General features: G+C 74.0%; 27 protein-coding genes. 7 read left to right on the top strand and 20 right to left on the bottom strand.

Going from position 1 to position 25,324, the window contains the following annotated elements; genetic code table 11:
* Nucleotides 1–32: 32 nt before the first annotated feature.
* From JN535_RS15410 to JN535_RS15395, 4 genes are all read left to right on the top strand, one after another.
* Nucleotides 33–404: a DUF1844 domain-containing protein gene (locus JN535_RS15410; protein ID WP_371861946.1), complete on the top strand. Its 372-nt coding sequence runs from the start codon at nt 33–35 to the stop codon at nt 402–404.
* Entirely contained in the window at nt 401–1,123 is a 723-nt protein-coding gene (locus JN535_RS15405; protein ID WP_240201223.1) for a hypothetical protein, read from the top strand. Before JN535_RS15410 ends, JN535_RS15405 begins: the two co-directional genes overlap by 4 nt.
* Nucleotides 1,120–1,893: a S1C family serine protease gene (locus JN535_RS15400; RefSeq protein WP_205206452.1), complete on the top strand. Its 774-nt coding sequence runs from the start codon at nt 1,120–1,122 to the stop codon at nt 1,891–1,893. Before JN535_RS15405 ends, JN535_RS15400 begins: the two co-directional genes overlap by 4 nt.
* An 88-nt stretch (nt 1,894–1,981) precedes the next feature.
* Nucleotides 1,982–2,509, top strand: coding sequence for a hypothetical protein (locus JN535_RS15395; RefSeq protein ID WP_205206496.1), 528 nt, complete (start codon nt 1,982–1,984; stop codon nt 2,507–2,509).
* A 31-nt stretch (nt 2,510–2,540) separates the two neighbouring features.
* Here the strand turns inward: JN535_RS15395 and JN535_RS15390 are convergent, their stop codons facing one another.
* The 6 genes from JN535_RS15390 to JN535_RS15365 all read right to left on the bottom strand — a co-directional run bounded on the left by JN535_RS15390 (nt 2,541) and on the right by JN535_RS15365 (nt 7,032).
* A complete protein-coding gene (locus tag JN535_RS15390) occupies nt 2,541–3,281 on the bottom strand; it encodes an SseB family protein (RefSeq protein ID WP_205206451.1) in 741 nt (246 codons plus the stop codon).
* Nucleotides 3,278–4,009, bottom strand: coding sequence for a bifunctional 1-(5-phosphoribosyl)-5-((5-phosphoribosylamino)methylideneamino)imidazole-4-carboxamide isomerase/phosphoribosylanthranilate isomerase PriA (priA, locus tag JN535_RS15385; protein WP_374100519.1), 732 nt, complete (start codon nt 4,007–4,009; stop codon nt 3,278–3,280). The genes JN535_RS15390 and priA overlap by 4 nt, the downstream gene beginning before the upstream one ends.
* 80 nt (nt 4,010–4,089) lie before the next feature.
* A complete protein-coding gene (gene hisH, locus JN535_RS15380) occupies nt 4,090–4,767 on the bottom strand; it encodes an imidazole glycerol phosphate synthase subunit HisH (protein WP_205206449.1) in 678 nt (225 codons plus the stop codon).
* Nucleotides 4,764–5,276, bottom strand: a complete 513-nt coding sequence (locus JN535_RS15375) for a hypothetical protein (RefSeq protein WP_205206448.1) — start codon at nt 5,274–5,276, stop codon at nt 4,764–4,766. Before JN535_RS15375 ends, hisH begins: the two co-directional genes overlap by 4 nt.
* Nucleotides 5,273–5,872 carry an imidazoleglycerol-phosphate dehydratase HisB gene (gene hisB / locus JN535_RS15370; RefSeq protein WP_205206447.1) on the bottom strand — a complete coding sequence of 200 codons (600 nt, stop codon included), beginning with the start codon at nt 5,870–5,872 and terminating at the stop codon, nt 5,273–5,275. Before hisB ends, JN535_RS15375 begins: the two co-directional genes overlap by 4 nt.
* The gene (locus tag JN535_RS15365; protein WP_205206446.1) at nt 5,869–7,032 is read right to left on the bottom strand and encodes a histidinol-phosphate transaminase; all 1,164 of its coding nucleotides are present in this window, start codon (nt 7,030–7,032) and stop codon (nt 5,869–5,871) included. The genes hisB and JN535_RS15365 overlap by 4 nt, the downstream gene beginning before the upstream one ends.
* A gap of 276 nt (nt 7,033–7,308) precedes the next feature.
* On the opposite strand from JN535_RS15365, the gene adhP reads away from it, so the two are divergent.
* Together adhP and JN535_RS15355 are read left to right on the top strand one after the other, a co-directional pair.
* Nucleotides 7,309–8,340: an alcohol dehydrogenase AdhP gene (gene adhP / locus JN535_RS15360; protein ID WP_205206445.1), complete on the top strand. Its 1,032-nt coding sequence runs from the start codon at nt 7,309–7,311 to the stop codon at nt 8,338–8,340.
* A 342-nt stretch (nt 8,341–8,682) separates the two neighbouring features.
* Complete coding sequence (locus tag JN535_RS15355; RefSeq protein WP_205206491.1) at nt 8,683–10,929, top strand: RecQ family ATP-dependent DNA helicase; 2,247 nt, start codon at nt 8,683–8,685, stop codon at nt 10,927–10,929.
* A 27-nt stretch (nt 10,930–10,956) separates the two neighbouring features.
* Here the strand turns inward: JN535_RS15355 and JN535_RS15350 are convergent, their stop codons facing one another.
* Nucleotides 10,957–11,436, bottom strand: coding sequence for a GNAT family N-acetyltransferase (locus JN535_RS15350; RefSeq protein WP_205206444.1), 480 nt, complete (start codon nt 11,434–11,436; stop codon nt 10,957–10,959).
* Nucleotides 11,433–12,758: a histidinol dehydrogenase gene (gene hisD / locus JN535_RS15345; RefSeq protein ID WP_205206443.1), complete on the bottom strand. Its 1,326-nt coding sequence runs from the start codon at nt 12,756–12,758 to the stop codon at nt 11,433–11,435. Before hisD ends, JN535_RS15350 begins: the two co-directional genes overlap by 4 nt.
* 119 nt (nt 12,759–12,877) lie before the next feature.
* Between hisD and JN535_RS15340 the strand changes: the two genes are divergently transcribed.
* Nucleotides 12,878–13,114, top strand: a complete 237-nt coding sequence (locus JN535_RS15340) for an RNA-binding S4 domain-containing protein (protein ID WP_374100518.1) — start codon at nt 12,878–12,880, stop codon at nt 13,112–13,114.
* Between the two features lie 8 nt (nt 13,115–13,122).
* On the opposite strand, the gene JN535_RS15335 is transcribed toward JN535_RS15340, so the two are convergent.
* The 12 genes from JN535_RS15335 to JN535_RS15280 all read right to left on the bottom strand — a co-directional run bounded on the left by JN535_RS15335 (nt 13,123) and on the right by JN535_RS15280 (nt 25,087).
* Nucleotides 13,123–13,527 carry a pyridoxamine 5'-phosphate oxidase family protein gene (locus tag JN535_RS15335; protein ID WP_205206441.1) on the bottom strand — a complete coding sequence of 135 codons (405 nt, stop codon included), beginning with the start codon at nt 13,525–13,527 and terminating at the stop codon, nt 13,123–13,125.
* A gap of 74 nt (nt 13,528–13,601) precedes the next feature.
* Nucleotides 13,602–17,141 (bottom strand): DNA polymerase III subunit alpha, encoded by a 3,540-nt coding sequence (gene dnaE / locus JN535_RS15330; RefSeq protein WP_205206440.1) that lies wholly within the window; start codon nt 17,139–17,141, stop codon nt 13,602–13,604.
* 120 nt (nt 17,142–17,261) lie between these two features.
* Nucleotides 17,262–17,783: a GNAT family N-acetyltransferase gene (locus JN535_RS20890; RefSeq protein WP_205206439.1), complete on the bottom strand. Its 522-nt coding sequence runs from the start codon at nt 17,781–17,783 to the stop codon at nt 17,262–17,264.
* Nucleotides 17,780–18,712, bottom strand: coding sequence for an RluA family pseudouridine synthase (locus JN535_RS15320; protein ID WP_205206438.1), 933 nt, complete (start codon nt 18,710–18,712; stop codon nt 17,780–17,782). Before JN535_RS15320 ends, JN535_RS20890 begins: the two co-directional genes overlap by 4 nt.
* Nucleotides 18,709–19,392 (bottom strand): signal peptidase II, encoded by a 684-nt coding sequence (locus JN535_RS15315; RefSeq protein ID WP_205206437.1) that lies wholly within the window; start codon nt 19,390–19,392, stop codon nt 18,709–18,711. The genes JN535_RS15320 and JN535_RS15315 overlap by 4 nt, the downstream gene beginning before the upstream one ends.
* Before the next feature lie 59 nt (nt 19,393–19,451).
* Nucleotides 19,452–19,913 (bottom strand): TraR/DksA family transcriptional regulator, encoded by a 462-nt coding sequence (locus tag JN535_RS15310; RefSeq protein ID WP_047233998.1) that lies wholly within the window; start codon nt 19,911–19,913, stop codon nt 19,452–19,454.
* 134 nt (nt 19,914–20,047) lie between these two features.
* Nucleotides 20,048–20,716, bottom strand: a complete 669-nt coding sequence (locus JN535_RS15305; protein ID WP_205206436.1) for a DivIVA domain-containing protein — start codon at nt 20,714–20,716, stop codon at nt 20,048–20,050.
* A 226-nt stretch (nt 20,717–20,942) separates the two neighbouring features.
* The gene (locus JN535_RS15300) at nt 20,943–21,233 is read right to left on the bottom strand and encodes a YggT family protein (RefSeq protein WP_307868784.1); all 291 of its coding nucleotides are present in this window, start codon (nt 21,231–21,233) and stop codon (nt 20,943–20,945) included.
* Between the two features lie 158 nt (nt 21,234–21,391).
* Nucleotides 21,392–21,877, bottom strand: a complete 486-nt coding sequence (locus JN535_RS15295) for a cell division protein SepF (protein ID WP_047234000.1) — start codon at nt 21,875–21,877, stop codon at nt 21,392–21,394.
* Between the two features lie 140 nt (nt 21,878–22,017).
* Nucleotides 22,018–22,830, bottom strand: a complete 813-nt coding sequence (gene pgeF / locus JN535_RS15290; RefSeq protein WP_205206435.1) for a peptidoglycan editing factor PgeF — start codon at nt 22,828–22,830, stop codon at nt 22,018–22,020.
* Between the two features lie 27 nt (nt 22,831–22,857).
* A complete protein-coding gene (gene ftsZ, locus JN535_RS15285; protein WP_205206434.1) occupies nt 22,858–24,201 on the bottom strand; it encodes a cell division protein FtsZ in 1,344 nt (447 codons plus the stop codon).
* Between the two features lie 160 nt (nt 24,202–24,361).
* Nucleotides 24,362–25,087, bottom strand: coding sequence for a cell division protein FtsQ/DivIB (locus tag JN535_RS15280; protein WP_205206433.1), 726 nt, complete (start codon nt 25,085–25,087; stop codon nt 24,362–24,364).
* Nucleotides 25,088–25,324 lie beyond the last annotated feature (237 nt).

The raw sequence follows: 25,324 nt of genomic DNA, 5'->3' as shown, positions 1-25,324 counted from the left end.
GGGGGCGTGCTCCCCCGCCTCCGGATGGAAAGATGGTCGCCATGAGTACCGAGAACGCCGCCGTGCCCGACCCCGCCGCCGACGCCGTGCGCGACATCGCCGACGTCGCCGCCGTGGAGGTCATCACGTCCGCGGCCGTCCACCTCATGAGCGCCGCGGCCGTCAAGTGCGGCCTCGCGGAGGACGCGCAGGAGCAGGGGCACCTCGACCTCGACGAGGCGCGCAAGCTCATCAACGCGCTCGCCGCCCTCGTCACCGCGAGCGCCCCCGACATCGGCAACCAGCACGCCCGCTCGCTCCGCGACGGCCTGCGCTCGCTCCAGCTCGCGTTCCGCGAGGCGTCGGTCTACCCCGACGCCCCGGGCGAGGGCCCGGGCGAGAAGTACACGGGCGCCGTGAGTTGAGCACCCCTCCGGTCCCCCCGCCGCACGGCGGGCCGCACGAGCCGCCGCCGAGCCCGCCGTCGTTCGCCCCTGCGTCCGCCGGGCCGCGCCGCACCGTCCCGAGCACGACGCCCGGCACGGTCACCGCGAGCACCGTCCCGTCTGGCGCCGTCCCACCGGGCGCCGTCCCGACCACCACCGACGTCGGTGACGGGTCGAGCCGCCCGCGCCGCCGTCGTGGGGCCGTGATCGCGATCCTCGTGCTGTCGCTGCTCCTCGCTGCTGCGCTGGGCGTCGGGGCCTACCTGTGGGTCACCACGACCCGGTGGCAGGAGACGAGCGCCGACTGGGAGCGCGAGGCCCGCGGCCTGGGCGAGGACGTGGCCCGGCTCCAGACCGAGCTCGACGGCGCGAACGCGGAGCTCGAGTCCGCGCGCACCCAGCTCACCGCGGCGCAGGACCGCATCACCGACCTCGCCAACGAGAAGGCGCAGCTCGGCGACGAGAACGAGGCGTCCCAGCAGTACCTCGACTACCAGAGCCGGGTGTCCGAGGCCGCGGGCAAGGTCGCCGCCGCGCTCGGCCAGTGCACGACGGCCCAGACCCAGCTCATCGGCTACCTCAACAACCGGGACGCCTACGACCCCGCCGACCTGGAGCGCTTCGCCGACCAGGTCGACCTGCTGTGCCAGGAGGCCACGGACGCGAACGCGCAGCTCCAGCAGGAGCTCGCCGGATGACGCGGCACCGACCCGGGCCGGCCGCCGGGAGCGTCGCGAGGCGCGCCCTCGCGTCGTTCGTCTCCGTGGCGCTGCTCGCCGGCCCGGTCGCGGCGTGCGGTGTCCTCCCGGAGCTTCCCGAGCCCGTGCCGAGCTCGGTCGTGCCGTCGCTGGTCGCCCCCGACGACCCCGCGGGGTCGGAGAACCTCTCGCCCGACGGCTTCGACGCCGTGCGCCGCATGGCCGTGCGCATCCGCAACGTACGCTGCGACGGCCTGTCGACCGGCTCCGGCTTCGCGGTCGACTCGCGGACCCTCATCACCAACAAGCACGTGGTCGACTCGTCACGGTCGCTGCAGCTCCTCACGTACGACGGTCGCGACATCGCCGCGCAGACCGCGAGCGTGGCCGGCCTCGCGGACCTCGCGATCGTCCGGACGGCGGAGGACCTCCCGTCGGCCCCGACGCTCGCGGCCGCCGACCCGGCACCGGGCGACCCGGTCACCGTCGTGGGCTACCCCGAGGGCGGACGGCTCACGGTGACGCAGGGCTCGGTCATCGGGACGACGACGGACCCGCTCCACGAGAACCTCGGCGAGGTGCTGGTCACCGACGCGCCGGTCGAGCCGGGAAGCTCGGGCTCCGCCGCGCTCAACGACGCCGGCGAGGTGATCGGCGTCGTCTACGCGAAGACCTCGACCGACAAGTCGCTCCTCGTCCCGGTGAGCACGCTCCAGACGTTGCTCGGCGACGAGTCCGCGTTCACCGCTCTCCCGGAGTGCGACGCCTGACCGGTCCCGTCTCGGCAGGTCGCGGGGCCGGCGCGACTCGCCGAGGCGCCCCCGCGCACACCCTCGGCCCCGGGTCTACCCTCCTGCCATGAGCACACACGCGAGCTCGGACACGCCCCCCGTCGACCCGGCGCACATCACCCACGCAGCGCGCGACACGCTCACGGTGCGTCGCGTCTTCGGGGAGTCCTACGAGCGCGACGGCACGCTCGTCATCCCGGTCGCGACCGTCTGGGGCGGCACCGGCTCCGGCTGGGGTTCCGGCGCGGGTGAGCTCTCCGGCAAGGGGGCCGCCGACTGGCGCCGCCGTGCCGGGGCGTCCGCGGCCCCCGCCCGGGAGACCGAGCCTGCGTCGACGACGCCCGACGCGGGCGGGTCGTCCGACCCGGGTTCCGGCAACGCCGGCGGCGAGGCCGGCGGCGAGGGCTCCGGCGGCGGGGGCGGCTTCGGCGTCCGGGTCGTCGCGAGGGGCGTCTACGTCGTCGACGACGCAGGCGTGCGCTGGCAGCCCGCGCTCGACCTCAACCGCGTGATCCTCGGTGGGCAGGCGCTCGGCGCGGTCGTCGCGTTCTCCGTGGCCCTCGCCTGGGGACTGAGCCGCCTGCGCCGTCGCTGAGCCGCGCGGCGCGACCGCGCGACGCGGCTGGTCAGTCGGCGCGACCGACGCGCAGCTCGAGCCCGTCGATGCGCTCCGACACGACGGCGTCCGTCGCGAGCGCGCCGTTGACCTGACCGAGCACGGCGTCGAGGCCCCTCCGGTCCAGCCCGGCGTCGATGCGCAGCACGACGGCCACCTCGGCGCGCCGTCCCGGTTCTGCCCAGACCCGCGCGACGTGCGGGACCCCCGCGAGGGCGCCCTGGACCGCGGCGACCACCTCGGGGACGACGGCTCCGTCGACGACCGCGGGCGACCAGTCCTTGCCCTGCGCGAGCGCCCACACGGCCGGGCGCGGCACGAGCACCGTCACGGGTCCGCCCGGGTCGAGGACGAGCAGCGACCAGTCCTCGCTCACGGCGGACAGCGCCGCGCGACGCGCGTCGACGGGCACGGGGCGCGCGCTCGCACGCCATGCGGACATCGCCGCGACGGACGTGAACACCGGGAGTGCGCGGCGCCCGTCCGGCGCCTCGATCGCGACGACCCCGGCCGAGGCCTCCTTGTCCACCGCGTGCCCGTGCTCGCCCTCGCCCGCGCTCTCGAGCTCGGCAAGGATCGGGACGAGGACGCGCGTCTCGCCGAGCCGCGCGACCACGTCCGCGAGGGACGCCGAACCCGCGGCGTAGGCGTCGAGCAGCGCGGCGAGCGCCGGGTCGGCCGACCCGTCGTCGCCCGCGAACCCGGACGACGGCGGGAGCGCCTTCCCCGGGGAGTCCGGGCCCACCGTCACGGCCGGCCCGCGACGTCGAGCGCCTGGGGCAGCGTGAACGCGCCCGCGTAGAGCGCCTTGCCCACGATCGCGCCCTCGACCCCCGCCGGGACGAGCGAGCGCAGCGCCTCGAGGTCCTCGAGGCTCGAGATCCCGCCCGACGCCACGACCGGCGCGTCCGTGCGCGCCGCGACGTCACGCAGGAGGTCGAGGTTCGGGCCGCGCAGCGTCCCGTCCTTGGTCACGTCGGTCACGACGTAGCGCGCGCACCCGGCGGCCTCGAGCCGGTCGAGGACCTCCCACAGGTCGCCGCCCTCCTGCGTCCACCCGCGCGCGGCGAGCGTGGTGCCGCGCACGTCGAGGCCGACGGCGATCGCGTCGCCGTGCTCCGCGATGACCTTCGCCGTCCACTCGGGGTTCTCGAGCGCCGCGGTGCCGAGGTTGACGCGGCGGGCGCCGGTCGCGAGCGCGCGCTCGAGCGACGCGTCGTCGCGGATGCCGCCCGAGAGCTCGACCTGGACGTCGAGCCGCGCGACGACGTCGGCGAGCAGCTCCGCGTTGGTGCCGCGACCGAACGCGGCGTCGAGGTCCACGAGGTGGATCCACTCGGCACCGCCCGACTGCCAGTCGAGCGCGGCGGCGAGCGGGTCGCCGTACGAGGTCTCGGAGCCGGCCTCGCCCTGGACGAGGCGGACGGCCTGGCCGTCGGCGACGTCGACGGCGGGGAGCAGCACGAGGCGGTCGGTCACGGGGTTCTCCATCGGTGTAGGCGGTGGCGCGTCGCGTGCGCCGTGCGGTGCGTGCCGGGGGGCGCCCGGCGAGAGGACGGTCAGAGCGAGCGGACCCAGTTCTCGAGCAGTGTCGCGCCCGCGTCCCCGGACTTCTCGGGGTGGAACTGCGTCGCGGACAGCGGCCCGTTCTCGACGGCCGCGACGAACCGGCCGCCGTGGTCGGACCACGTGACGAGCGGACGCCGGATCGGCGAGTCGGCGGGCAGGTCCTGACCCGTCGTGAAGGACCGGGCGGCGTACGAGTGGACGAAGTAGAAGCGCTCGTCCTCGACGCCGCGGAACAGGACGCTGCCCTCGGGGACGTCGACCGTGTCCCAGCCCATGTGGGGCACCACGTCCGCCTCGAGCCGGTCGACGAGGCCGGCCCACTCCCCCAGCCCGTCGGTCAGGGTGCCGTGCTCGTCGCCCTGCTCGAACATGACCTGCATGCCCACGCAGATGCCGAGGACGGGCCGACCGCCGGCGAGGCGGCGTCCGACGAGCTCGTCGCCGCGGACGCCGCGCAGACCCGCCATGACCGCGGCGAACGCGCCGACGCCCGGCACGACGAGGCCGTCCGCGTCCTGGGCGCGCGCGCGGTCCGCGGTGAGCTCGACGTCCGCGCCGACGCGCTCGAGCGCGCGCACGGCCGAGCGGACATTGCCGAACCCGTAGTCGAGCACGACGACGGACGGGCGGCGCACGCCCGACGGACCGCCGATTCCCGGCTCGCTCATGCACCCTCCTTCCGCGCGCGGCGCGCGGCGGACGTGAGCAGCCGCATCGCCTTCCAGCGCGAGATGGACGAGCTCGCGACGACGCCCTCCAGGTCCGCGACCGTCGTCACGCCGACGAGCAGGTCCTCGAGAGCCTCCGGGGCGCCCCCGAGCACGAGGCCCGGCGCGAGCTGGTCGCCCGGGGCGCCGTCGGCCCAGCGCGTCATGGTGAGCTGCTCGCCGCTGCGCGTCACGAGCACGAGCGGGACGCCCTTGACGAGGGTCGTGAGCGCGGCGGCGGCGTGCGCGGGCGCGTCGCCGGCCGTGTCGCGCAGCACCGCGACGGCGCCCACGTCCGTGGCGACGACGTCCGCCTCGATCTGCGCGAGCGAGCACGCCGCCGCGAGCGGTTCGGCCCCGGCGATCTGGGTGATGAGCGCGACGAGGTCGGGCGCCGCAGGACCTGTCAGGGACGAGAGGTCGTCCGGGATCTCCACGCCGTCCAGCGCGTCGTCGTCGTGCGTGCTCACAGGGCCCCCTTCGTGGACGGGACGCCCTCGACGCGCGGGTCGGGCGCCACCGCGGCGCGCAGCGCGCGGGCGAGGGCCTTGAACTGCGCCTCGACGATGTGGTGCGGGTCGCGGCCAGCGAGGACGCGCACGTGGATGCAGATGCCCGCGTGGTGCGCGATCGACTCGAGCACGTGCCGCGTGAGGGACCCCGTGAAGTGCCCGCCGATGAGGTGGTACTCCTGTCCCTCCGGCTCACCCGAGTGCACCAGGTACGGGCGCCCGGACACGTCCACGACGGCGAGGGCGAGCGCCTCGTCGAGCGGCACGGTGGCGTCCCCGAAGCGCCCGATGCCCACCTTGTCGCCGAGCGCGGCACGCAGCGCCTCGCCGATCGTGATCGCGACGTCCTCGACCGTGTGGTGCGCGTCGATGTGCGTGTCGCCCGTCGCGACGACCTTGAGGTCGATGAGCGAGTGCTTGCCCAGAGCCGTGAGCATGTGGTCGTAGAACGGGACGGTCGTCGAGATCTCCGTCCGCCCCGTGCCGTCGAGGTCGAGCTCGACGAGCACGCTCGACTCGGACGTCGCGCGCTCGATGCGCGCGGTGCGCTTCACAGTCCTGCCACCTCCACGAGGGCCTGTCGGAAGGCCCGCATCTCCTCGCCGGTGCCGATCGACACCCGCAGCCAGCCGTCGGGACCAGTCTCCCGGATGAGCACACCCCGCTCCAACAACGCCGCCCAGACCGCGTGCCGGTCGGCGAACGTGCCGAACAGGACGAAGTTGGCGTCCGAGTCGGCGACGTCGAGCGGGCGACCGTCCGGGTGCCGGAGCGAGCGCAGCCACGCGACGGTCTCGTCGCGGCGCTCGCGCAGCTCGCAGACCTGCGCGAGCAGCTCCCCGGAGTGCGCGAGAGCCGCGCGCGCGACCGCCTGGGTCACGGCCGACAGGTGGTACGGGAGGCGCACGACCCGCAGCGCGTCGACGAGCTCTCGCGACGCCGCGAGGTAGCCCACCCGGGCGCCCGCGAGCGCGAACGCCTTGGACATCGTGCGCGTCACCGCGAGGTTCGGGTACCGGTCGAGCAGCTCGAGCGCTGAGGGCGTGCCGGCGCGGCGGAACTCGCCGTACGCCTCGTCGACGACGACGACGGCCGGCGCCTGCTGCCCGTCGGGCAGCGGGACGCGGACCGCGAGCGCCGCCTCGCACACCGCCTCGACGGTCGCCGCGGGCAGCGCGGTGCCGGTCGGGTTGTTGGGGCTCGCGAGCAGGACGACGGACGGCTGCTCGCGCTCGACCACCTCGCGCGCGTGGTCGGGGTCGAGCGTGAAGTCCTCGGCGCGGCGTCCGACGACCCACGCCGTGTGGGTGTCGCGCGCGTACTCCGGGTACATCGAGTACGTCGGGGCGAAGGAGACCGCGGTGCGTCCCGGACCACCGAACGCCTGGAGCACGTGGAGCATGATCTCGTTCGACCCGTTGGCGGCCCAGAGCTGCTCGCGCTCGAGCGCGACGCCGGACTCCGTGCCGAGGTAGGCCGCGAGGTCGGCGCGCAGCCCGAGGAAGTCGCGGTCGGGGTAGCGGTTGAGGCCCGCCGCGGCGTCGCGGACCGCGTGCGCGATCGTCGCGACGACGGCCTCGCTCGGCGCGTGCGGGTTCTCGTTGACGTTGAGCAGGACCGGGACGTCGAGCTGGGGCGCGCCGTAGGGCTCGACGCCGGCGAGCTCGGGGCGCAGCGGGAGCAGGGGCCGTCCCGCGACGGAGGGTGGGGTCACCCGGACAGTCTACGAACCGCGAGCGCCCCGGCGTCCGTGACGTCCGGCACGCGGGCACGCCGGACGTGCGTCACGCCCGCCCGGCGCCCGGGCATCGGATCTCCCGGGACGCTCGCCCCCGTCGCGGAGGGGCGAAGGTCACGAGCCGCACGGTCGTGAGTCGCGCGTCGCGCCGTCCGCCACGACGGCCGGCGCCCGCGCGCGTAGCGTCGATGACGAGGCAGGACCGCCGGCACGGTCCGGCCGCCACTCTCCCCGAGAACCGAGGTGATCGTCATGCCCACCATGCGTGCCGCCGTCGTCCGCTCGTTCACCGAGCCCCTGGTCGTCGACGAGATCGAGGTCCCGTCGCCCGGGCCGCACGAGGCCCTGGTCAAGGTCGACTACACCGGCGTGTGCCACACGGACCTGCACGCCGCGCACGGCGACTGGCCGGTCAAGCCCGCACCGCCGTTCGTGCCCGGCCACGAGGGCGTCGGCACGGTCGTCGCGGTCGGCGACCAGGTGACGCGCGTCCAGGTCGGCGACACGGTCGGGAACGCGTGGCTGTGGAGCGCGTGCGGCGAGTGCGAGTACTGCGAGACGGGGTGGGAGACCCTGTGCCCGAACCAGAAGAACGGCGGCTACTCGGTCGACGGCTCGTTCGGCCAGTACATGCTCGTCGACTCGCGCTACTGCCCGGTGGTCCCGGACGGCGTCGACCTCTCCGCCGTCGGCCCGATCCTGTGCGCCGGCGTCACCGTCTACAAGGGGCTCAAGGTCACGGACACGCAGCCCGGTGAGTGGGTGCTGGTCTCCGGGATCGGCGGGCTCGGGCACATCGCGGTGCAGTACGCGGTCGCGATGGGCCGCCGCGTCGCCGCGGTGGACGTGGACGAGGAGAAGCTCGCGCTCGCGCGCAAGCACGGCGCGGAGGTCACGGTCGACGCGGCCACGTCGCCCGACGCCGCGGCCGAGATCCAGGAGCAGACGGGCGGCGGCGTCCACGGCGCGCTCGTCACCGCCGTCAACGCGCACGCGTTCCCGCAGGCCGTGGGCGCGCTGCGCCGTGGCGGCACGGTCTCGCTCGTCGGGCTGCCGCCGGAGAAGTTCCCGCTCGACATCTTCACGACCGTGCTGTTCGGGCTGACCGTGCGCGGGTCGATCGTCGGGACGCGCAAGGACATGGCGGAGGCGCTCGACTTCTTCGCCCGCGGGAAGATCAGCCCGACGTACACGGTGCGCCCGCTCGCCGACATCAACGCGATCTTCTCGGAGATGGAGGAGGGCAGGATCGACGGGCGCGTGGTCATGGACATGCGCTCCTGACGCCCTGCGCCTCGCCTCTCGCGGCCCGCGACCCCGTCCCCGGGGTTCGCGGGCCACTGCCTGTGCACGACGACCCGAGGGTCGGCGGGTGCCCCTACGATCGTGCGGGTGAGCCCCACCGACCCGTACGCCGACCTGCCCTTCGACCCGGCCGACGAGCCGCCGCTCGACGAGCCCGCCGACCCGTCCGGCGACCCGTGGGCCGGGGCCGCTCCGTCGGAGAGCGGGCCAGACGCGGAGCAGCCCGCGGTCGCCGGGCCGCGCGCCGCCACGCCGTTCGACGGTGGCGCTCCCGCCCCGGTGCCCGACGGCGGGGAGGCCGCCAAGCGGGCCAAGCTCGCCATGCTGCGCGGCCTGCTCGACGGCCAGTCGCTGCGCGAGGACGCCGAGTCCGCGCTGCGCGCGCTCGTCGGTCGCGACGACGCGGCGCTGCGCGAGGACCAGTGGCGCGCGATCGAGGCGCTCGTGGCGTTCCGGCGCCGCGCCCTCGTCGTGCAGCGCACCGGGTGGGGCAAGTCCGCGGTGTACTTCGTGGCCACGCGCCTGCTGCGCGACCGCGGCGCGGGGCCCACCGTCATCGTCTCCCCGCTCCTCGCGCTCATGCGCGACCAGATCTCGGCCGCGGCCCGGGCGGGCATCAAGGCCGTCACCATCAACTCGGCCAACGTCACGGAGTGGGACGACGTCCACCGGGCGATCGCGGCCGGCGAGGTCGACGTGCTGCTCTGCTCGCCGGAGCGCCTCAACAACCCGGGCTTCCGCGACGAGGTGCTCCCCCGGCTCGCGGCCGACGCCGGCCTCGTCGTCATCGACGAGGCGCACTGCATCTCGGACTGGGGCCACGACTTCCGCCCCGACTACCGGCGCATCCGCACGTTGCTCGCCGACCTGCCGCCCGGCATCCCCGTGCTCGCGACGACCGCGACGGCGAACGCGCGCGTGACCGCGGACGTCGCGGAGCAGCTCGGCGTGACCGCGGCGCACGCAGCCGGCGGCACCGGGCGCGAGGCCGGGCACGAGGACGTGCTCGTGCTGCGCGGCGGGCTCGACCGAGAGTCGCTCCACCTCGCCGTCCTGCGCCTGCCCGACCAGCCGACGCGCGTCGCGTGGCTCGTCGAGGCGCTCCAGGACGTCGACGGCTCCGGCATCGTCTACTGCCTCACCGTCTCCGCGGCCGAGCAGGTCGCGAGCCAGCTCCGCGCCGCCGGCCTCGCCGTCGCGTCGTACACGGGCCAGACGGACCCGGCCGAGCGCGAGCGCCTCGAGGAGGACCTCAAGGAGAACCGGGTCAAGGCGCTCGTGGCGACCTCGGCGCTCGGGATGGGCTTCGACAAGCCCGACCTCGCGTTCGTCGTGCACCTCGGCGCGCCGAGCTCCCCCATCGCGTACTACCAGCAGGTCGGGCGCGCGGGCCGCGGCGTGGACTCCGCCGTCGTCGTGCTGCTGCCCGGCGAGGAGGACCGGCGCATCTGGGAGTGGTTCGCGTCGACCGCGTTCCCGCCCCAGGCCCAGGTCCGCGCGACGCTCGACGCGCTGAGCGCGGGCGGGACGCAGTCCGTCGCACAGCTCGAGACGCAGGTGGACCTCAAGCGGTCGCGCCTCGAGGGCATGCTCAAGGTGCTCGACGTAGACGGCGCGGTCCGTCGGGTCAAGGGCGGATGGGAGGCCACGGGCGAGCCGTGGACGTACGACACGGAGCGCTACGAGCGCGTCGACGCGACGCGCACCGCCGAGCAGCAGGCGATGCTCGACTACGAGGCCACGGACGGGTGCCGCATGGCGTTCCTGCGCGCCGCGCTCGACGACCCGGAGCTCGAGGACGGGTGGCGGTGCGGGCGCTGCGACACGTGCGGCGGCGTCACGCTGCCCGCGCTGCCCGACGCCGAGGCGGTGGCCGCCGCGCGCGCCGACATGGACCGCCCCGGGGTGGAGGTCGTCGCGCGCCGCCAGTGGCCGAGCGGCATGGACCGCCTGGGGCTCGACCTGCGCGGGCGTCTCGGCGCCGACGAGCTCGCGGAGACCGGACGTGCCGTCGCGCGGCTCGACGGGCTCGGCTGGTCAGCCCCGCTGCGCGAGCTCTTCGCCCCCGCGACTCCCGACGGCGACACTCCCGTCGCGCTCCGGCGGGCGGCCGCACGGGTGCTCGACGAGTGGGCGGAGCTCTACGAGGCCGCCCCGCAGCCCGACGCGGACGCGGGCGAGGACGGTGCGGCGGCGGACGGGACGGAGCGGCGGCTGCTCGTCGACGGCGTCGTCGCGGTGCGCTCCGTGACGCGCCCGCGCCTGACCTTCCACCTCGCGAACGGGCTCGCGAGCTACCTCGGCAGGCCCCTCATCGGCGCCGTCGGCCCCGTCCCGGGGCGCGAGGAGCCGGGGCGGCACGACGTGAACTCCGCGACACGCCTCGCGGGCGTCGCCGGCCGCCTGCAGCTCGAGCTGTCGGACGCCGCACGGGCCGGGCTGGCCGGTCGCCGCGTGCTGCTCGTCGACGACTACACCGAGTCGGGCTGGACCCTCACGGTCGCGGCGCGCCTGCTGCGGCAGGCGGGTGCCGCGGCGGTGCACCCGTTCGTGCTCGGGGTGCGCTGACGCGGCCCCGTCCCACGACCGGCCGCGTCACCAGCGCAGGCGCAGCTCGGTGTACGTCGCGTCCACGAAGCCGAGCGCTCGGTACAGCGACTCGCCGTCGGCCGTGGCGTGCAGGGAGACCGAGTCGGCTCCGCTCGCGCGCGCCCAGTCGAGGGCCGCGACGACGCACGCGCGCGCGTAGCCCTGCCCTCGCGCTCCGGGCACCGTGCACACGTTCGACAGGTGCGCCGTCGTGCCGTGCGGGTTCCGCGCGGACGGCACCGAGCGGTGCAGCTCGACGAGCGCGCACGCCGCGACGCGGTCCGGCCCGTCGACCACGAAGGCCACGACGTCGTCCGAGCCGAGCATCCGGGCGAACCACTCCACGGCCCGGCGCTGCCACACGTCGTCCTCGGCGTCCGCCTCCTCCATCGCCCGCATGAGGTGGACGCGGAGGGCGACGAGGTCCTCGGCGTCGTGCGGGACCGCGCGCCGCACCGGCACGCGGTCCTCGCTCGCGACCGTCACAGGAACCGCGCCCGCACCGCCTCGCCGTGGGCGGGGAGGTCCTCGTCGTTGGCGACCGCGACGATCCGGTCCGCGAGCTCCTCCAGGGCGTCGCGGTCGTACTCGATCACCTGGACCGCCTTGACATAGCTGTGCACCCCGAGGCCGCTCGAGAAGTGCGCGCAGCCGCCGGTCGGGAGCACGTGGTTGGACCCGGCCATGTAGTCGCCGAGGGAGACGGGCGACCACGGCCCGACGAAGATCGCGCCCGCGCTCGTGACGCGCTCCGCGAGCGCGGCCGCGCCGTCGGTCTGGATCTCCAGGTGCTCCGCGCCGTACGCGTCGACCACCCGGAGACCGTGCTCGAGGTCGTCCACGAGCACGATCGCGGACTGCGGACCGGCCAGCGACTGGGCGACGCGTGCGGCGTGCTTCGTGGCCGTCACGAGGTCCGCGAGGCGGGCCTCGACGGCGGCGGCGAGCTCGACGGACGGCGTGACGAGGACGGCCGCCGCCAACGGGTCGTGCTCGGCCTGGCTGATGAGGTCGGACGCGACGTGCCCCGGGTCGGCGGTGCCGTCCGCGAGGATCGCGATCTCCGTGGGACCGGCCTCGGCGTCGATCCCGACGACACCGCGGACGAGCCGCTTCGCCGCGGCCACGTAGACGTTCCCCGGTCCGGTCACGACGTCGACCGGCTCGCAGAGCACGTCACCGTCCTGCGGCTCGCTGCCTGCCGCGCCGTACGCGAACATCGCCACGGCCTGCGCGCCGCCCACCGCGTAGACCTCGTCGACCCCGAGCAGCGCGCACGCCGCGAGGATCGTCGGGTGCGGCAGGCCGCCGTTCTCCTGCTGGGGCGGCGACGCGACCGCGAGGCTGCGGACACCGGCCTCCTGCGCCGCGACGACGTTCATCACCACCGACGACGGGTAGACCGCCAGCCCGCCGGGCGCGTAGAGCCCGACGCGGCGCACCGGCACCCAGCGCTGGCGGACCTGCGCGCCGGGGGCGACCTCGACCGTGAAGTCCTGCGGGCGCTGCGCGGCGTGCACGAGGCGCACGCGACGGATGGCCTCCTCGAGGCCCGCCCGGACGTCCGGGTCGAGGCGCGCGAGGGCGTCGGCGAGCGCGCCGGCGGGCACGCGCAGGTGCTCGGGGCGCACCCCGTCGAACCGCTCGGCGTACTCGCGCAGCGCGTCCGCGCCGCGCGCGCGGACCGCCTCGACGATCGGGGCGACCCGATGCGCCGCGTCCTCGACACCGAGCTCTGCGCGCGGCAGGGTCTCGACGAGCTCGCGGGCGGACAGGGAACGTCCTCGAAGGTCGATGCGGGTGATCATGGGTCGAGTCTAGGAGCCCGCGCGACGCCGCGACGAGGCGTTTCGCCCACCGGTCGCGCCGCGCCGGTCTCGGCACGCCGCGTCGTGCCCGTCGTGCGCCAGCAGGGAGAATGGGCGGCATGAACGCCCCTCACGACGCCCGCCCGGTCGAGATCTCCGACGACGTCATCCGCCTCGGGCAGTTCCTCAAGCTCGCCGGGCTCGCCGAGTCCGGCGCCGAGGCGCGCGAGCTCGTCACCGAGGGCGAGGTGCGCGTCAACGGCGAGGTCGACACGCGCCGCGGCCGCCAGCTGCACCGCGGCGACGTCGTCTCGGTCGACCGCCCCCAGGGGTCCGAGAGCGCGACCGTCGCCTGAGCCGAGCGTCAGGCCATGTAGGTCGAGGCCATGACCTTGTCGGGTGTGAGCCGGAGCACGACGCGCTCGGGGTTGGGCGAGAGCGCCCGGTAGCGACGGCCGTAGCGTGCGACGGCGTCCGCCACCTCGGCCGCGTCCTCGACGACCTCGATCGTGCCCTCGAGCGTGATCCACCGACCGCCCTCGACCTGGCACACCGCGGCCCGCGGCGCCCCACCGTCCGCCCCCGGGAGGCGCGCGTTGCGAGCCTTGACCGAGGTGCGGTTCGTCGTGATGCGCAGCACGCCCGCGTCCTGGTCCCACGTGAAGGCGACGGGGACGACGTGCGGCGTGCCGTCCGCGCGCAGCGTGGTGAGCGTGGCCAGGTGGCGCTCGGTGACGAAGACGAGCTGTTCGGGGTTGAGGCGGATCACGGCGTCGAGCCTACGGCTTGCGTCGTCCCACGACGTCCGGGCGGCGACGTCGACGGACTCCTCGGCCCTCCGGGTCAGCCGACCAGGCACGACGGCCCGAGCAGCGCCTTGAGGTCGCCGAACAGCGCAGGCGACTTCTCGACGCGCAGCCCGTCGCCCGCGCGCACGACCGTCGTCTTGCCGGGCTCCAGCACCTGGACGTGCACCTCCGCCGACCCGGGGTGCGTGGCGAGCACCTCCCGCAGGCGGAGGATGATCGGCTCGACGCACCGCGTGTGCGAGACCTTCACGGCGAGCGGCGACTCGGCGCCCACGGTGATGTCGGGCAGCGACACCTCCATGGCCTGGAGCTGCATCGTGTCGTCACGACGCCGCACGCGTCCGCGCAGGACGACCACCTGGTCCTCGGCGAGGATCGTCGAGTAGGCGAGGTACGTCTCGCCGAAGAACATGACCTCCACGGCGCCCTCGAGGTCCTCGATGGTCACCGCCGCCCAGGGGTTGCCGTTCTTGCTCATCTTGCGCTGGAGCGAGGTGACGAGGCCCGCGATCACCACCGTCGACCCGTCCGGGCGGCCCTCGTCGGCGAGCAGGTTCGCGATGCCCGTGTCGGCTGCCCGCGTGAGCACGTGCTCGAGCCCCGACAGGGGGTGGTCCGAGACGTACAGGCCGAGCATCTCGCGCTCGAAGGCGAGCCGCTGCTTCTTGTCCCAGTCCGGGAGGTCCGGCACGTCGACGGAGAACGACAGGCCGTCCTCGTCGTCGCCCCCGGCGAAGTCGGCGAACAGGTCGAACTGGCCCTCCGCCTCCTTGCGCTTGACGCTGATGACCGAGTCGACCGCCTGCTCGTGCACGACGAGCAGCGCGCGGCGCGCGTGCCCGAGCGAGTCGAACGCGCCCGCCTTGATGAGCGACTCGATGGTGCGCTTGTTGCAGACGACGGCCGGCACCTTGTCGAGGAAGTCGGTGAACGACGTGAACGCGCCCTTCTCCTCGCGCGTGCGGATGATCGCGTCGACGACGTTCGCGCCGACGTTGCGCACGCCCGTGAGGCCGAAGCGGATGTCGTTGCCGACGGCCGTGAACTTGGCCGCCGAGTCGTTCACGTCGGGCGGGAGCACCGTGATGTGCATGCGCCGGCACTCGTTGAGGTACAGGGCGAGCTTGTCCTTGTCGTCCCGCACGCTCTGCAGGAGCGCCGCCATGTACTCGGTCGGGTAGTTCGCCTTGAGGAACGCCGTCCAGTACGCGACGAGGCCGTACCCCGCCGAGTGCGCCTTGTTGAACGCGTAGCCCGCGAACGGGACCAGCGTGTCCCAGACGGCCTGGATCGCGCCGTCGGAGTAGCCGCGCTCGCGGCAGCCCGCCTGGAAGGGGACGAACTCCTTGTCGAGGATCTCCTTCTTCTTCTTGCCCATCGCGCGACGCAGCAGGTCGGCCTGGCCGAGCGAGTACCCCGCGAGGATCTGGGCGGCGCGCTGCACCTGCTCCTGGTAGACGATGAGTCCGTACGTCTCGTCCAGGATCTCCGCGAGCGGCTCCTCCAGCTCCGGGTGGATGGGCTCGATCTTCTGCAGACCGTTCTTGCGCAGCGCGTAGTTCGTGTGCGAGTTCATGCCCATGGGGCCCGGGCGGTACAGCGCGATGACGGCCGAGAGGTCGTCGAACTTGTCCGGTTTCATCTGGCGCAGGAGCGCACGCATGGGGCCGCCGTCGAGCTGGAACACGCCGAGCGTGTCACCGCGCGCGAGCAGCTCGTACGACGCCTTGTCGTCGAGCGCGAGCGACTCGATCTCGATCGGCTCCTTGCCGTTCATCTCGATGTTCTCGAGCGCGTCGTCGAGGATCGTGAGGTTGCGCAGCCCGAGGAAGTCCATCTTGATGAGGCCGAGGCCCTCGGACGTCGGGTAGTCGAACTGCGTGATGACCGCGCCGTCCTGGGGGCGGCGCATGATCGGGATGATGTCGATGAGCGGGTCGCTCGACATGATCACGCCCGCCGCGTGCACGCCCCACTGCCGCTTCAGGCCCTCGATGCCGCGCGCGAGCTCGACGACGCGCTGCGCCTCCGGGTCGGTGTCGTGGAGCTGGCGGAACTCCGCGGCCTCGGAGTACCGCTCGTGCTTCGGGTCGAAGATCCCCGAGAGCGGGATGTCCTTGCCCATGACGGCCGGTGGCATGGCCTTGGTGAGCTTCTCCCCCATCGCGAAGGGGAAGCCGAGGAGCCGCGCCGAGTCCTTGAGCGCCTGCTTGGCCTTGATGGTGCCGTAGGTGACGATCTGGGCGACGCGGTCGTCGCCGTACTTCTCCGTGACGTACCGGATGACCTCCCCGCGCCGACGCTCGTCGAAGTCGACGTCGACGTCGGGCATCGACACGCGCTCGGGGTTGAGGAACCGCTCGAAGATCAGGCCGTGCTCCAGCGGGTCGAGCTCGGTGATGCCCATGAGGTACGACGCCATGGAACCCGCGGCCGAACCACGGCCGGGCCCGACGCGGATGCCCTGGTCCTTGGCCCAGTTGATGAAGTCGGCGACCACGAGGAAGTACCCCGGGAAGCCCATCTGGATGATGACCTCGGTCTCGTACTGGGCCTGCTTGCGCGCCGCGTCGGGGATGCCGTTCGGGTACCGGCGGTGCAGCCCGCGCTCCACCTCCTTGACGAACCAGCTCGTCTCGTCCTCGCCCTCCGGGACGGGGAACCGCGGCATGTAGTTCGCCTTCGTGTCGAACGACACCTCGCACTGCTCCGCGATGAGCAGCGTGTTGTCGCACGCCTCGGGCAGCTCCGCGAAGACGCGCCGCATCTCCGCCGCCGACTTCACGTAGTAGCCGGTCCCGTCGAACTTGAACCGGTCCGGGTCGTCGAGCGTCGAGCCGGAGTTGATCGCGAGCAGGGCCTCCTGGCTCGGCGCGTCCTCCTCGCGCACGTAGTGCAGGTCGTTCGTCGCGACGAGCCGCGCGCCGATCGTCTCCGCGAGCCGCAGCAGGTCCTGCGTCACCCGGGTCTCGATGTCGAGACCGTGGTCCATGAGCTCGACGTAGAAGTTCTCGCGCCCGAAGATGTCCTGGAGCTCGCCCGCCGTCCGGACCGCCTCGTCCCACTGGCCGAGCCGCAGGCGCGTCTGGATCTCCCCCGACGGGCAGCCGCTCGTCGCGATCATGCCCTTGCCGTAGGTCTGGAGCAGTTCGCGGTCCATGCGGGGCCACTTGCCCATCTGCCCCTCCAGCGACGCCAGCGAGGACGCGCGGAACAGGTTGTGCAGCCCTTCGTTGTCCTTGGCGAGGAGCGTCATGTGGGTGTAGGCACCGCGCGCGGAGACGTCGTCGGACTCCTGCCCCTGCTGCCCGAACCGCACGCGCGTCTGGTCGAACCGGCTCGTCCCCGGCGTGATGTACGCCTCGACGCCGATGATCGGCTTGATGCCCTTCGACTGCGCGCGCGACCAGAACTCGAACGCCCCGAACACGTACCCGTGGTCCGTCGTCGCGATCGCCTTCTGCCCGAGGCGCTCGACCTCGTCGAACAGGTCCCCGATCCGCGCCGCGCCGTCCAGCATCGAGTACTCGGTGTGGACGTGGAGGTGGACGAAGTCCTCTGTGGCGGTCGGCATGCACCGATCCTAAGTCGCCCCGCCCACGCGCCCGGGCACCCTCGGCGGTCCGCGGTGTGCCCCGTGGCACAGCCGCGGTCACCGACGCGCGACGCCCCGAGTCCGCGCCCGCGGGCGGCGTCAGCCGTCGGTCGTGAGGGTCTTCGCGGCGTCGCGGTGGTCGATGCCCGCGTCGAGGTAGACCGGGCCGGAGACCACGTAGCCGAGGCGCTCGTAGAACCCGATCGCCTGGACCTGGGCGGAGAGCAGGACGCGCACCGTGCGACGCCCGTCCGCGCCCGACGCCGCGTGCTCGGCGAGCGCGATCCCCTCCAGGGCGCGCATCACCGTGGCGCCCGCGCCGGTGCCGCGCGCGGACGCGGACACGGCGACCCGGCCGACGTGCACCTCGCCCGGGTGCGCCGGGTCGGTCAGGAGCCGCCCCGTGCCGACGACCGCGCCGTCCCGCCCGCGGTCGCGCACGAGGACGTGCGTCGTCGTCACCGCGGTGTCGAGGTCGTCGATCTCCTCCTCGACCGGTACGCCCTGCTCGTCGACGAACACCGCGAGCCGCAGCGCGTGCGCGGCGGCGAGCCCGGCGTCGTCGACCACGCGCTCGACGACGAGCCGGCCCGTGCCCGCACCGGGGACGCCGGTGGTCACGCGTACGCCCCCCGCAGGACCTCGAGCGCGTGCGCGAGGTCGTCGGGGTACTGGCTCGTCAGCTCGAGCCACTCCCCCGTCGTCGGGTGCTCGAACCCGAGGCGGACGGCGTGCAGCCACTGGCGCGTCAGAGCGACGCGCGAGGCCAGCACGGGGTCTGCGCCGTAGGTGAGGTCGCCCACGCACGGGTGGCGCAGCGCGGAGAAGTGGACGCGGATCTGGTGCGTGCGCCCCGTCTCGAGGTGCACCTCGACGAGCGAGGCCGCGGGCAGCATCTCGAGGACCTCGTAGTGCGTCACCGAGGGCTTGCCCTCCGCGGTGACCGCGAACTTCCAGTCGGCGCTCGGGTGGCGCCCGATGGGCGCGTCGATGGTCCCGGTCGTCGGCTCCGGGTGCCCCTGGACGAGCGCGTGGTAGACCTTCTCGACCGTGCGCTCCTTGAAGGCGCGCTTGAGAGCCGTGTACGCGACCTCGCTCTTCGCGACGACCATGAGCCCCGACGTGCCGACGTCGAGGCGGTGCACGATGCCCTGGCGCTCGGCAGCGCCGGACGTGGAGATCCGATAGCCCGTCGCGGCGAGCGCGCCGACGACGGTCGGGCCGGTCCACCCCGGCGAGGGGTGCGCCGCGACGCCGACGGGCTTGTCGACGACCACGACGTCGTCGTCGTCGTGGACGATGCCCATGCCGGGCACGGGCTCGGCGACGACCTCGACCGCAGCCGGGGCGGCGTCGGGCACCTCGACCTCGAGCCACGCTCCCGGGACGAGCCGGTCGGACTTGCCGACCTCCCGGCCGTCCAGGCGGACGGCGCCGCCCGCCGCGAGGTCCGCCGCGCGCGTCCGCGAGAGGCCGAGCAGGCGGGACAGCCCGGCGTCGACCCGCTCGCCGGCGAGGCCGTCCGGGACCGGCAGCGAGCGGAGGCTCACCGCTCCTCCTCGCGGTCCGCGCGCACGGTCGTCGGGCCGGGCTCGGTGACCTCGGCGTCGTCGCCCGGCTCGTCGCCCGCGTCGTCGCCCCCGTGCCGGGTACCGTCGAGTCCGATGCCGAGCACCGAGAGCACGGCGATCATCGCCGCTGCCGCCACGATCGCGATGTCCGCGACGTTGCCCACGAACCAGTTCGCGTAGGCGATGAAGTCGACCACGTGACCGCGCGCGAAGCCGGGCTCGCGGAAGAACCTGTCCACGAGGTTCCCGAGCGCCCCGCCGAGCAGCAGCCCGAGCGCGACCGCCCAGGCGCGCGAGCCGATCCTGCCCACCATGCGCACGATGACGACCACCACGGCCACGACCACGATCGTCAGGAGCCAGGTCATCCCCGTCGCGATGGAGAGCGCGGCGCCGGGGTTGTAGATGAGCCGGAGCCCGAGGAGGGACCCCAGGACCGGGACCGTGTCGTCGCCGAGCGTGAGGCTCGACTCGGCCCACCACTTGGTGAGCTGGTCGAGCGCCAGGACGAGGACCGCGAGGGCGACGGTCCAGACCACCAGCACGCGCCGCGGACCGCGGCGGGCCGTGCTGGTCGCGGTGCCGGACGCAGTGCCGGAGTCGGTGCCGGCGACGGCGTCGGCGGGTTCTGTGGGCTCGGGGCGCGCGGAGGTGGACATCGGCGGCAAGTCTGCCACGTCGACCCCGGCCTCGGCGCGCCCCCTACGGCTGCCGGGCCTCAGCGGCGCTCGGCGCGCTGCTTCGCCTCGACGGAGAGGTTGGCCCGCGGGAACGCCTGGAGGCGCGCCTTGCCGATCGGCAGCCCCGTCTCCTCGCACGTCGCGTACGTGCCCGCCGCGATGCGGTCGAGGGCGTGCGACGTCTGCGCCAGCAGGTCGCGGACGTTGTTGACGAGGGTCAGCTCCTGCTCGCGCTCCAGGGCGCTCGACCCGGAGTCCGCCTGGTCGTCGCCCGCGCCGTCGCCGGAGTGCCGCAGCAGGTTCGAGAGCTCCTCGTCGGCGGAGGCGAGCTCCCCCTCCAGACGCTCCTTCTCCGAGAGGAGCTCGGCGGCGAGCTCCTCGACCTCCCGCAGGGTCCAGGGCTCCTCCCCGTCGCGCACGGGGAAGGACTTGACGTCCTTCGCGAGGTTGGGAAACCGGTCGCGCACGGCCGTTCGGGCCGCGGTGGTGAGCTTGGTCATGTCGCCCCTCCAAGTTCGAGTCACGCGAGAGTAGACGCAGCGGCCGGTACGCACAACACACCACGCCGGTCCGCCGAGGCGGGAAGACGCAGGTGCGAGGCGTACCGGCCGCTGCCGGACGGTCGACGCAGGTGCTAGATGCCGGGCGCGAGGTCGCTCGTGCGGCTCGCCCCGCCGACGTTGCTGCGCGGCGGGAGGGCGCTGCCCCGGTTGTCCAGGTCACCCAGCAGGTTCTGCAGGTAGCTCTTGAGGCGCGTGCGGTAGTCGCGCTCGAAGATGCGCAGCTCGTCGATCTTGCGCTCGAGGAGCGAACGCTCCTGCTCGAGCTGCGACAGCGTGCGGTGGGAGGTCTCCTCGGCCTCGCGCACGATGCGCGTGCCCTCCGCCTTGGCCTCCGCGATGAGCCGGTCGCCCTCCTCCTGGCCCGAGCGCACGTAGTCGTCGTGCAGCTTCTGGGCGAGCTGGAGCATGCCGGTCGCCGACTCGGGCTCGGCGCCGTTCTTCGCGACCACGGCCTGCGAGATCGGTGCGACCGGGGCGGGCTCCGGCTCGGGTGCCTTGGGCGCCTCGACGACGGCGGGCTGCACCGCAGCGCTGGACGCGTCGGCCCGGCTGAGCTCCGCGATACGACGCTCCGCGGCAGCGAGCTTCGACTTGAGGTCCTCGTTCTCCTCCTGCACGGAGTTGAGGGTCCTCACCACCTCGTCCAAGAAGTCGTCGACCTCTTCGACGTCGTACCCCTCGCGGAACTTCGTCGCCGAGAACTTCTTGTTCAGGATGTCCTCTGCAGTGAGCAGTGCCATCGGTTCACCTCATAGCGTTTGCGTGTCGGTCCGGGCGACCTCGCGATCACCAGAGTCCAAAGTAGCGGAGATTGCCCGTGGGGGCCGGGAGCGGCCGCGCGTTCGCGCGCCGCGCGCCCGTGTGGATGACGTGACGGTCCGGCGTCGGGCCGGTCGCGGTCGGGGCGAACCGGACGTAGCGCACCACCGCCGGCGGGGCGTGCGCCCAGGGCGCGTGACGTGCGTCTCAGAGCGACGACACGATCTGCGCGGCGATCGTCACCGCGAAGAAGAGGATGATGAACGCCAGGTCGAGCCGCACCTGCCCCAGGGAGAGCGGCGGGATGAGACGACGCAGCGCACGCAGGGGCGGGTCGGTCGCCGAGTAGATCACCTCGGCGAGCACGAGGACGGCGCCGCGTGGCCGCCAGTCGCGCGCGAAGAACTGCACCCAGTCGAACACGAGCCGACCGATGAGCAGCAGCAGGTAGAGCCAGAGCAGGAATCCGACGATCCCTGTGATGAGGTCCCAGATCACGGGTCAACTGTGCCAGACGTACGTCCCGCGACCGGGCACCGGACACGCGCCTCCCGTGCGCGCACAGCAGAGGAGGGACCGACGTGTCGCCACGTCCGTCCCTCCGTCTGCCGTGCGCGGGGCGCGTGCTCGGCGGGCGCGGCGCGCCCCGCACGTCGTCAGCTCTGGTTGTAGAACCCGGCGCGCCCGGGAGCCGGCGCGGCGGCCTGCTCCTCGCCGGTGATCTCCACGTGCTCGGGCGAGAGCAGGAACACCTTGTTGGTGACGCGCTCGATGGCGCCGTGGAGCCCGAAGATCAGACCCGCGGAGAAGTCGACCAGGCGCTTCGCGTCCGCGTCGTCCATGTCCGACAGGTTCATGATCACCGGCGTGCCGCCTCGGAACGCCTCCCCGATCACGCGCGCGTCGTTGTAGGAGCGCGGGTGCACCGTCGTGATCCTGCGCAGCTCGGCGGCCGACATGCTCGTCTGCGGCACCTCGCGCGGTCCGAGCGCGCGGTGCAGCGGCGTCACCTGGGCCTGGTAGTCGTGCGACACGTCCGCCCCCGTCTCGTCGAGCTCGTCGACGTACTCGTCCTGCTCGTCCTCGCCGCGATCATCAGCGAGGCCCAGATACAGCATGGTCTTGCGCAGCGCTCCCGCCATGGGCCTTGCTCCGTCCTCGATCGATCCGTCGGTCCACCGGCCGTCGGACCGGTGCGTTCACGCTAACCGAGGGCGTCGGACGATCAGGGGACGACACGCCCGGGGTCCTCAACCTCACCCGGAGGTCGAGACCGGGACGGTCACGCGGTGCACAGCGCCACCAGCCCCGCGAAGCGACCCGTCGTCGTCCCACCACGTGCCGCGCGGCGGTGCGAGAAGAACCGCTCGTCCTCGACCGTGCACGCCGCGAGGTGCACGACGTCGGCGACGCCAGCGGCGACGAGGTCGGCCACGACGCCCGCCGGCAGGTCGAGCGCGGGCGTGCCCCAGGACGTCGTGGACCGTGCGGCCGGGCGCGCGAGGGCGACGTCGTCGCGCATCGTCGCCGGGACCTCGTAGCACCGCCCGCACGCGCTCGGCCCGACGGCGGCCCGGACGTTCCCGACCCGCGCTCCCGCCGCGCGCATCGCCTCGAGCGCGGCCGGCACGACCCCGTGCGCCAGCCCGCGCCGACCCGCGTGCGCGACGCCGACGACGCCGGCGTCGACGTCCGCGAGCAGGACGGGCACGCAGTCGGCCACGAGCACGCCGAGCCCCACGCCCCGTGCGGCCGCGACGATCGCGTCGGCCTCTCCCACCGAGTCGACGGGCGCACCGTCCGCGTCCTGGGCCGGGGCGTCGAGCCGCACGACGTCCGTGCCGTGCACCTGGGAGGCGAAGGCGATCGGGGCCCCGAGCCGCGCAGCCGCGCGCGCCCGGTTGCTCCGGACGCGCGCCGCGTCGTCGGTCACGTTGAGGCCGAGGTTGAGCGAGTCCCACGGCTCCGGCGAGACACCGCCCGCACGGGTCGTGAACAGGGCGCGCACGCCGGGGCCGAGATCGACCTCGAGCGCGACGGGAGGGGCGGTGCGGAGGACGCCGGCCCTCCCGTCGGAGGCGGGGCGGGCGCTCATCGGGTCCGGTCCCGGGTCAGCACCGGGTCACTTGAGGAAGTCGGGGACGTCGAGCTCCTCGACCTTGCGGCGCGCGGGCTCCTCGTCGAAGATCCGCGGCGGCACCTCGACACCCGCGTTCTGGCCGCCCGGCACCGCGTCGGCGTTCTGGTTCGCCGGGTCGCCGGAGCCGACCACCGTGAACGTCGGGGCAGGCGTGGGCTGGACCGGGACCGGGCCCGAGCCGCCGTCGAGCGTGACGGGCACGTCGTCGGCCTCCGGCTGGATCGGCACCACGGGGCGGGGCAGCGTGTGCGCGCCCGTCGTCGGCGCCGGCGCCGGCGGCACCGGCCGTGCGGCCGGGACGACCGGGATCGCGCTCGTCGCCGGGCGTTGCGCCCCGGCCACCTGGCCGAGCGCGCGGGCGTCGCCGCGCACCTGCGGCGCTCCGCCGTCGAAGCCGGCGGCGATGACGGTGACGCGCACCTCGTCGCCCAGGGCGTCGTCGATCACCGCACCGAAGATGATGTTCGCCTCGGTGTGCGCCGCCTCGTGGACGAGGCGCGCCGCCTCGTTGATCTCGAAGAGGCCGAGGTCGGAGCCGCCCTGGATCGACAGGAGGACACCGTGCGCGCCGTCGATGCTGGCCTCCAGCAGCGGCGACGAGATCGCCATCTCCGCGGCCTGGACCGCACGGTCGTCGCCGCGCGCGTTGCCGATGCCCATGAGGGCGCTGCCCGCCCCCTGCATCACCGACTTCACGTCGGCGAAGTCGAGGTTGATGAGGCCCGGCGTGGTGATGAGGTCCGTGATGCCCTGGACACCGGAGAGCAGCACCTGGTCGGCCTGGTGGAACGCCTGGAGCGCGCTGACGTTGCGGTCGGACATCGACAGGAGGCGGTCGTTGGGGATGACGATGAGGGTGTCGACCTCGTTGCGGAGGTTCTCGATGCCCTGGTCCGCCTGGACCGAGCGGCGGCGACCCTCGAACGTGAAGGGCCGGGTCACGACACCGACCGTGAGCGCGCCGAGCGAGCGCGCGATGCGTGCGACGACGGGCGCGCCGCCGGTCCCGGTCCCGCCGCCCTCGCCGGCGGTGACGAAGACCATGTCCGCGCCGCGCAGCACGTCCTCGATCTCCTCGGCGTGGTCCTCGGCGGCCTTCTTGCCGACCTCGGGGTCGGCCCCGGCGCCGAGGCCACGGGTCAGCTCGCGACCGACGTCGAGCTTGACGTCGGCGTCGGACATGAGGAGCGCCTGCGCGTCCGTGTTGATGGCGATGAACTCGACGCCCTTGAGGCCGACCTCGATCATCCGGTTGACGGCGTTCACGCCCCCACCGCCGATGCCGACCACCTTGATCACTGCTAGGTAGTTCTGCGGAGTTGCCACGTCAATGCCTCTCGATCGGTCAGCCCTGAACCTTCACCCTCAACTAGAGGGTTATAGTTATGTCAGGTCGTTCATGGGTCGACCGTAGGTGCCGACGTGCCCATCATCAACGACCACCTCGCGCGTGTCGGGTATCGCCGCCCGCGGCGCTCCGTGCTGCTCATCGCGTCACCGGCATCGTCGGCGCCGACACGTCGTACAGCGTCACGCCGGCGTTCTCCGGGACCGCCCGCAACGTCTGCAGGACGCGGACCTTGAGCGCCGCGTCCTCCGAGCTCCCCCACTCGACCACGACGCCGTCCCGGAGAGTCATCCGGACCGCGTCGCGCGTCGGGGCCGAGACCTCGGCGACCTGCGCGTGAAGGTCGGCCGGCAGCGCGTTGAGGAGCACGAGGGCGGCGTCGAGCGCCTTCGCCCCCCGGTCGTCGAGCGGCGCGTCGATCTCCGGCAGTCCCTCGGGGACCGCGGGGTCGGTCCGGACCTGCACGCCGTCGGCGTCGAGGAGCGCGAACCCGCCGTCCACCGGGACCGCGACCACGGGCTCGCGCGACTCGAGCAGCACCGTCAGTCCGGCAGGCCAGGACCGGCGGATCTCGACGTCGCGGACGCCGTTGAGCGCCAGGACCCGCTCGCGCAGCGCCACGGTGTCGAGCCGCGGCAGCGGCACCCCCGCGGACTCGGCGACGACGGCCTCGACCTGGGCGGGATCGATCACCGTGCCCTCTCCCGAGATCGTCACGTCCTCCGGGTCGAGCCCGAGCACCGAGGAGAAGAAGGCGACCCACACGAGCGCGGCCACGACGAGGACGCCCGTCGTCCACCCCAGCACGCGGGTGCGCAGCCGGTGCCGGCGCATCGCGTCGCGCTCGGCCAGGCGCTCCGTCATCCCGTGCGACACGACGCCGACCCGGTCCGTCCGCGTCCCGCGCGACGCGGTCGGCGTCCCGGCACCGCCGTTCCCCCGCCCCTGACCGCCCCGCGGTCCCGTCGTCGTCCGGCCTGCCCTCGGGTGCTCGGCGGTCGACGGCACGAGCTCGCGCCCGGTCGCGGCCACCCGCCGTACCGGTCGTGTGGGCGTCTCCTCGGCCGGGGCCCGGGTTGCGGGCGTCGACGTCCCGGACCG

The organism is Cellulosimicrobium cellulans, from assembly GCF_016921195.1.
Classification (GTDB): domain Bacteria; phylum Actinomycetota; class Actinomycetes; order Actinomycetales; family Cellulomonadaceae; genus Cellulosimicrobium; species Cellulosimicrobium cellulans_F.
This window is presented reverse-complemented; position numbering and strand designations above follow the sequence as displayed.

Excerpts from the sequence above, each read along its gene's own strand:
- JN535_RS15400 (WP_205206452.1), top strand. The coding sequence starts at position 1,120 with ATGACGCGGCACCGACCCGGGCCGGCCGCCGGGAGCGTCGCGAGGCGC.
- hisD (WP_205206443.1), bottom strand. The coding sequence starts at position 12,758 with ATGATCACCCGCATCGACCTTCGAGGACGTTCCCTGTCCGCCCGCGAG.
- adhP (WP_205206445.1), top strand. The coding sequence starts at position 7,309 with ATGCCCACCATGCGTGCCGCCGTCGTCCGCTCGTTCACCGAGCCCCTG.
- pgeF (WP_205206435.1), bottom strand. The coding sequence starts at position 22,830 with ATGAGCGCCCGCCCCGCCTCCGACGGGAGGGCCGGCGTCCTCCGCACC.
- JN535_RS15315 (WP_205206437.1), bottom strand. The coding sequence starts at position 19,392 with ATGTCCACCTCCGCGCGCCCCGAGCCCACAGAACCCGCCGACGCCGTC.
- JN535_RS15295 (WP_047234000.1), bottom strand. The coding sequence starts at position 21,877 with ATGGCGGGAGCGCTGCGCAAGACCATGCTGTATCTGGGCCTCGCTGAT.
- hisH (WP_205206449.1), bottom strand. The coding sequence starts at position 4,767 with ATGAGCGAGCCGGGAATCGGCGGTCCGTCGGGCGTGCGCCGCCCGTCC.
- JN535_RS15340 (WP_374100518.1), top strand. The coding sequence starts at position 12,878 with ATGAACGCCCCTCACGACGCCCGCCCGGTCGAGATCTCCGACGACGTC.
- dnaE (WP_205206440.1), bottom strand. The coding sequence starts at position 17,141 with ATGCCGACCGCCACAGAGGACTTCGTCCACCTCCACGTCCACACCGAG.
- JN535_RS15310 (WP_047233998.1), bottom strand. The coding sequence starts at position 19,913 with ATGACCAAGCTCACCACCGCGGCCCGAACGGCCGTGCGCGACCGGTTT.
- JN535_RS15395 (WP_205206496.1), top strand. The coding sequence starts at position 1,982 with ATGAGCACACACGCGAGCTCGGACACGCCCCCCGTCGACCCGGCGCAC.
- JN535_RS15305 (WP_205206436.1), bottom strand. The coding sequence starts at position 20,716 with ATGGCACTGCTCACTGCAGAGGACATCCTGAACAAGAAGTTCTCGGCG.
- JN535_RS15280 (WP_205206433.1), bottom strand. The coding sequence starts at position 25,087 with ATGACGGAGCGCCTGGCCGAGCGCGACGCGATGCGCCGGCACCGGCTG.
- JN535_RS15355 (WP_205206491.1), top strand. The coding sequence starts at position 8,683 with ATGCTGCGCGGCCTGCTCGACGGCCAGTCGCTGCGCGAGGACGCCGAG.
- JN535_RS15410 (WP_371861946.1), top strand. The coding sequence starts at position 33 with ATGGTCGCCATGAGTACCGAGAACGCCGCCGTGCCCGACCCCGCCGCC.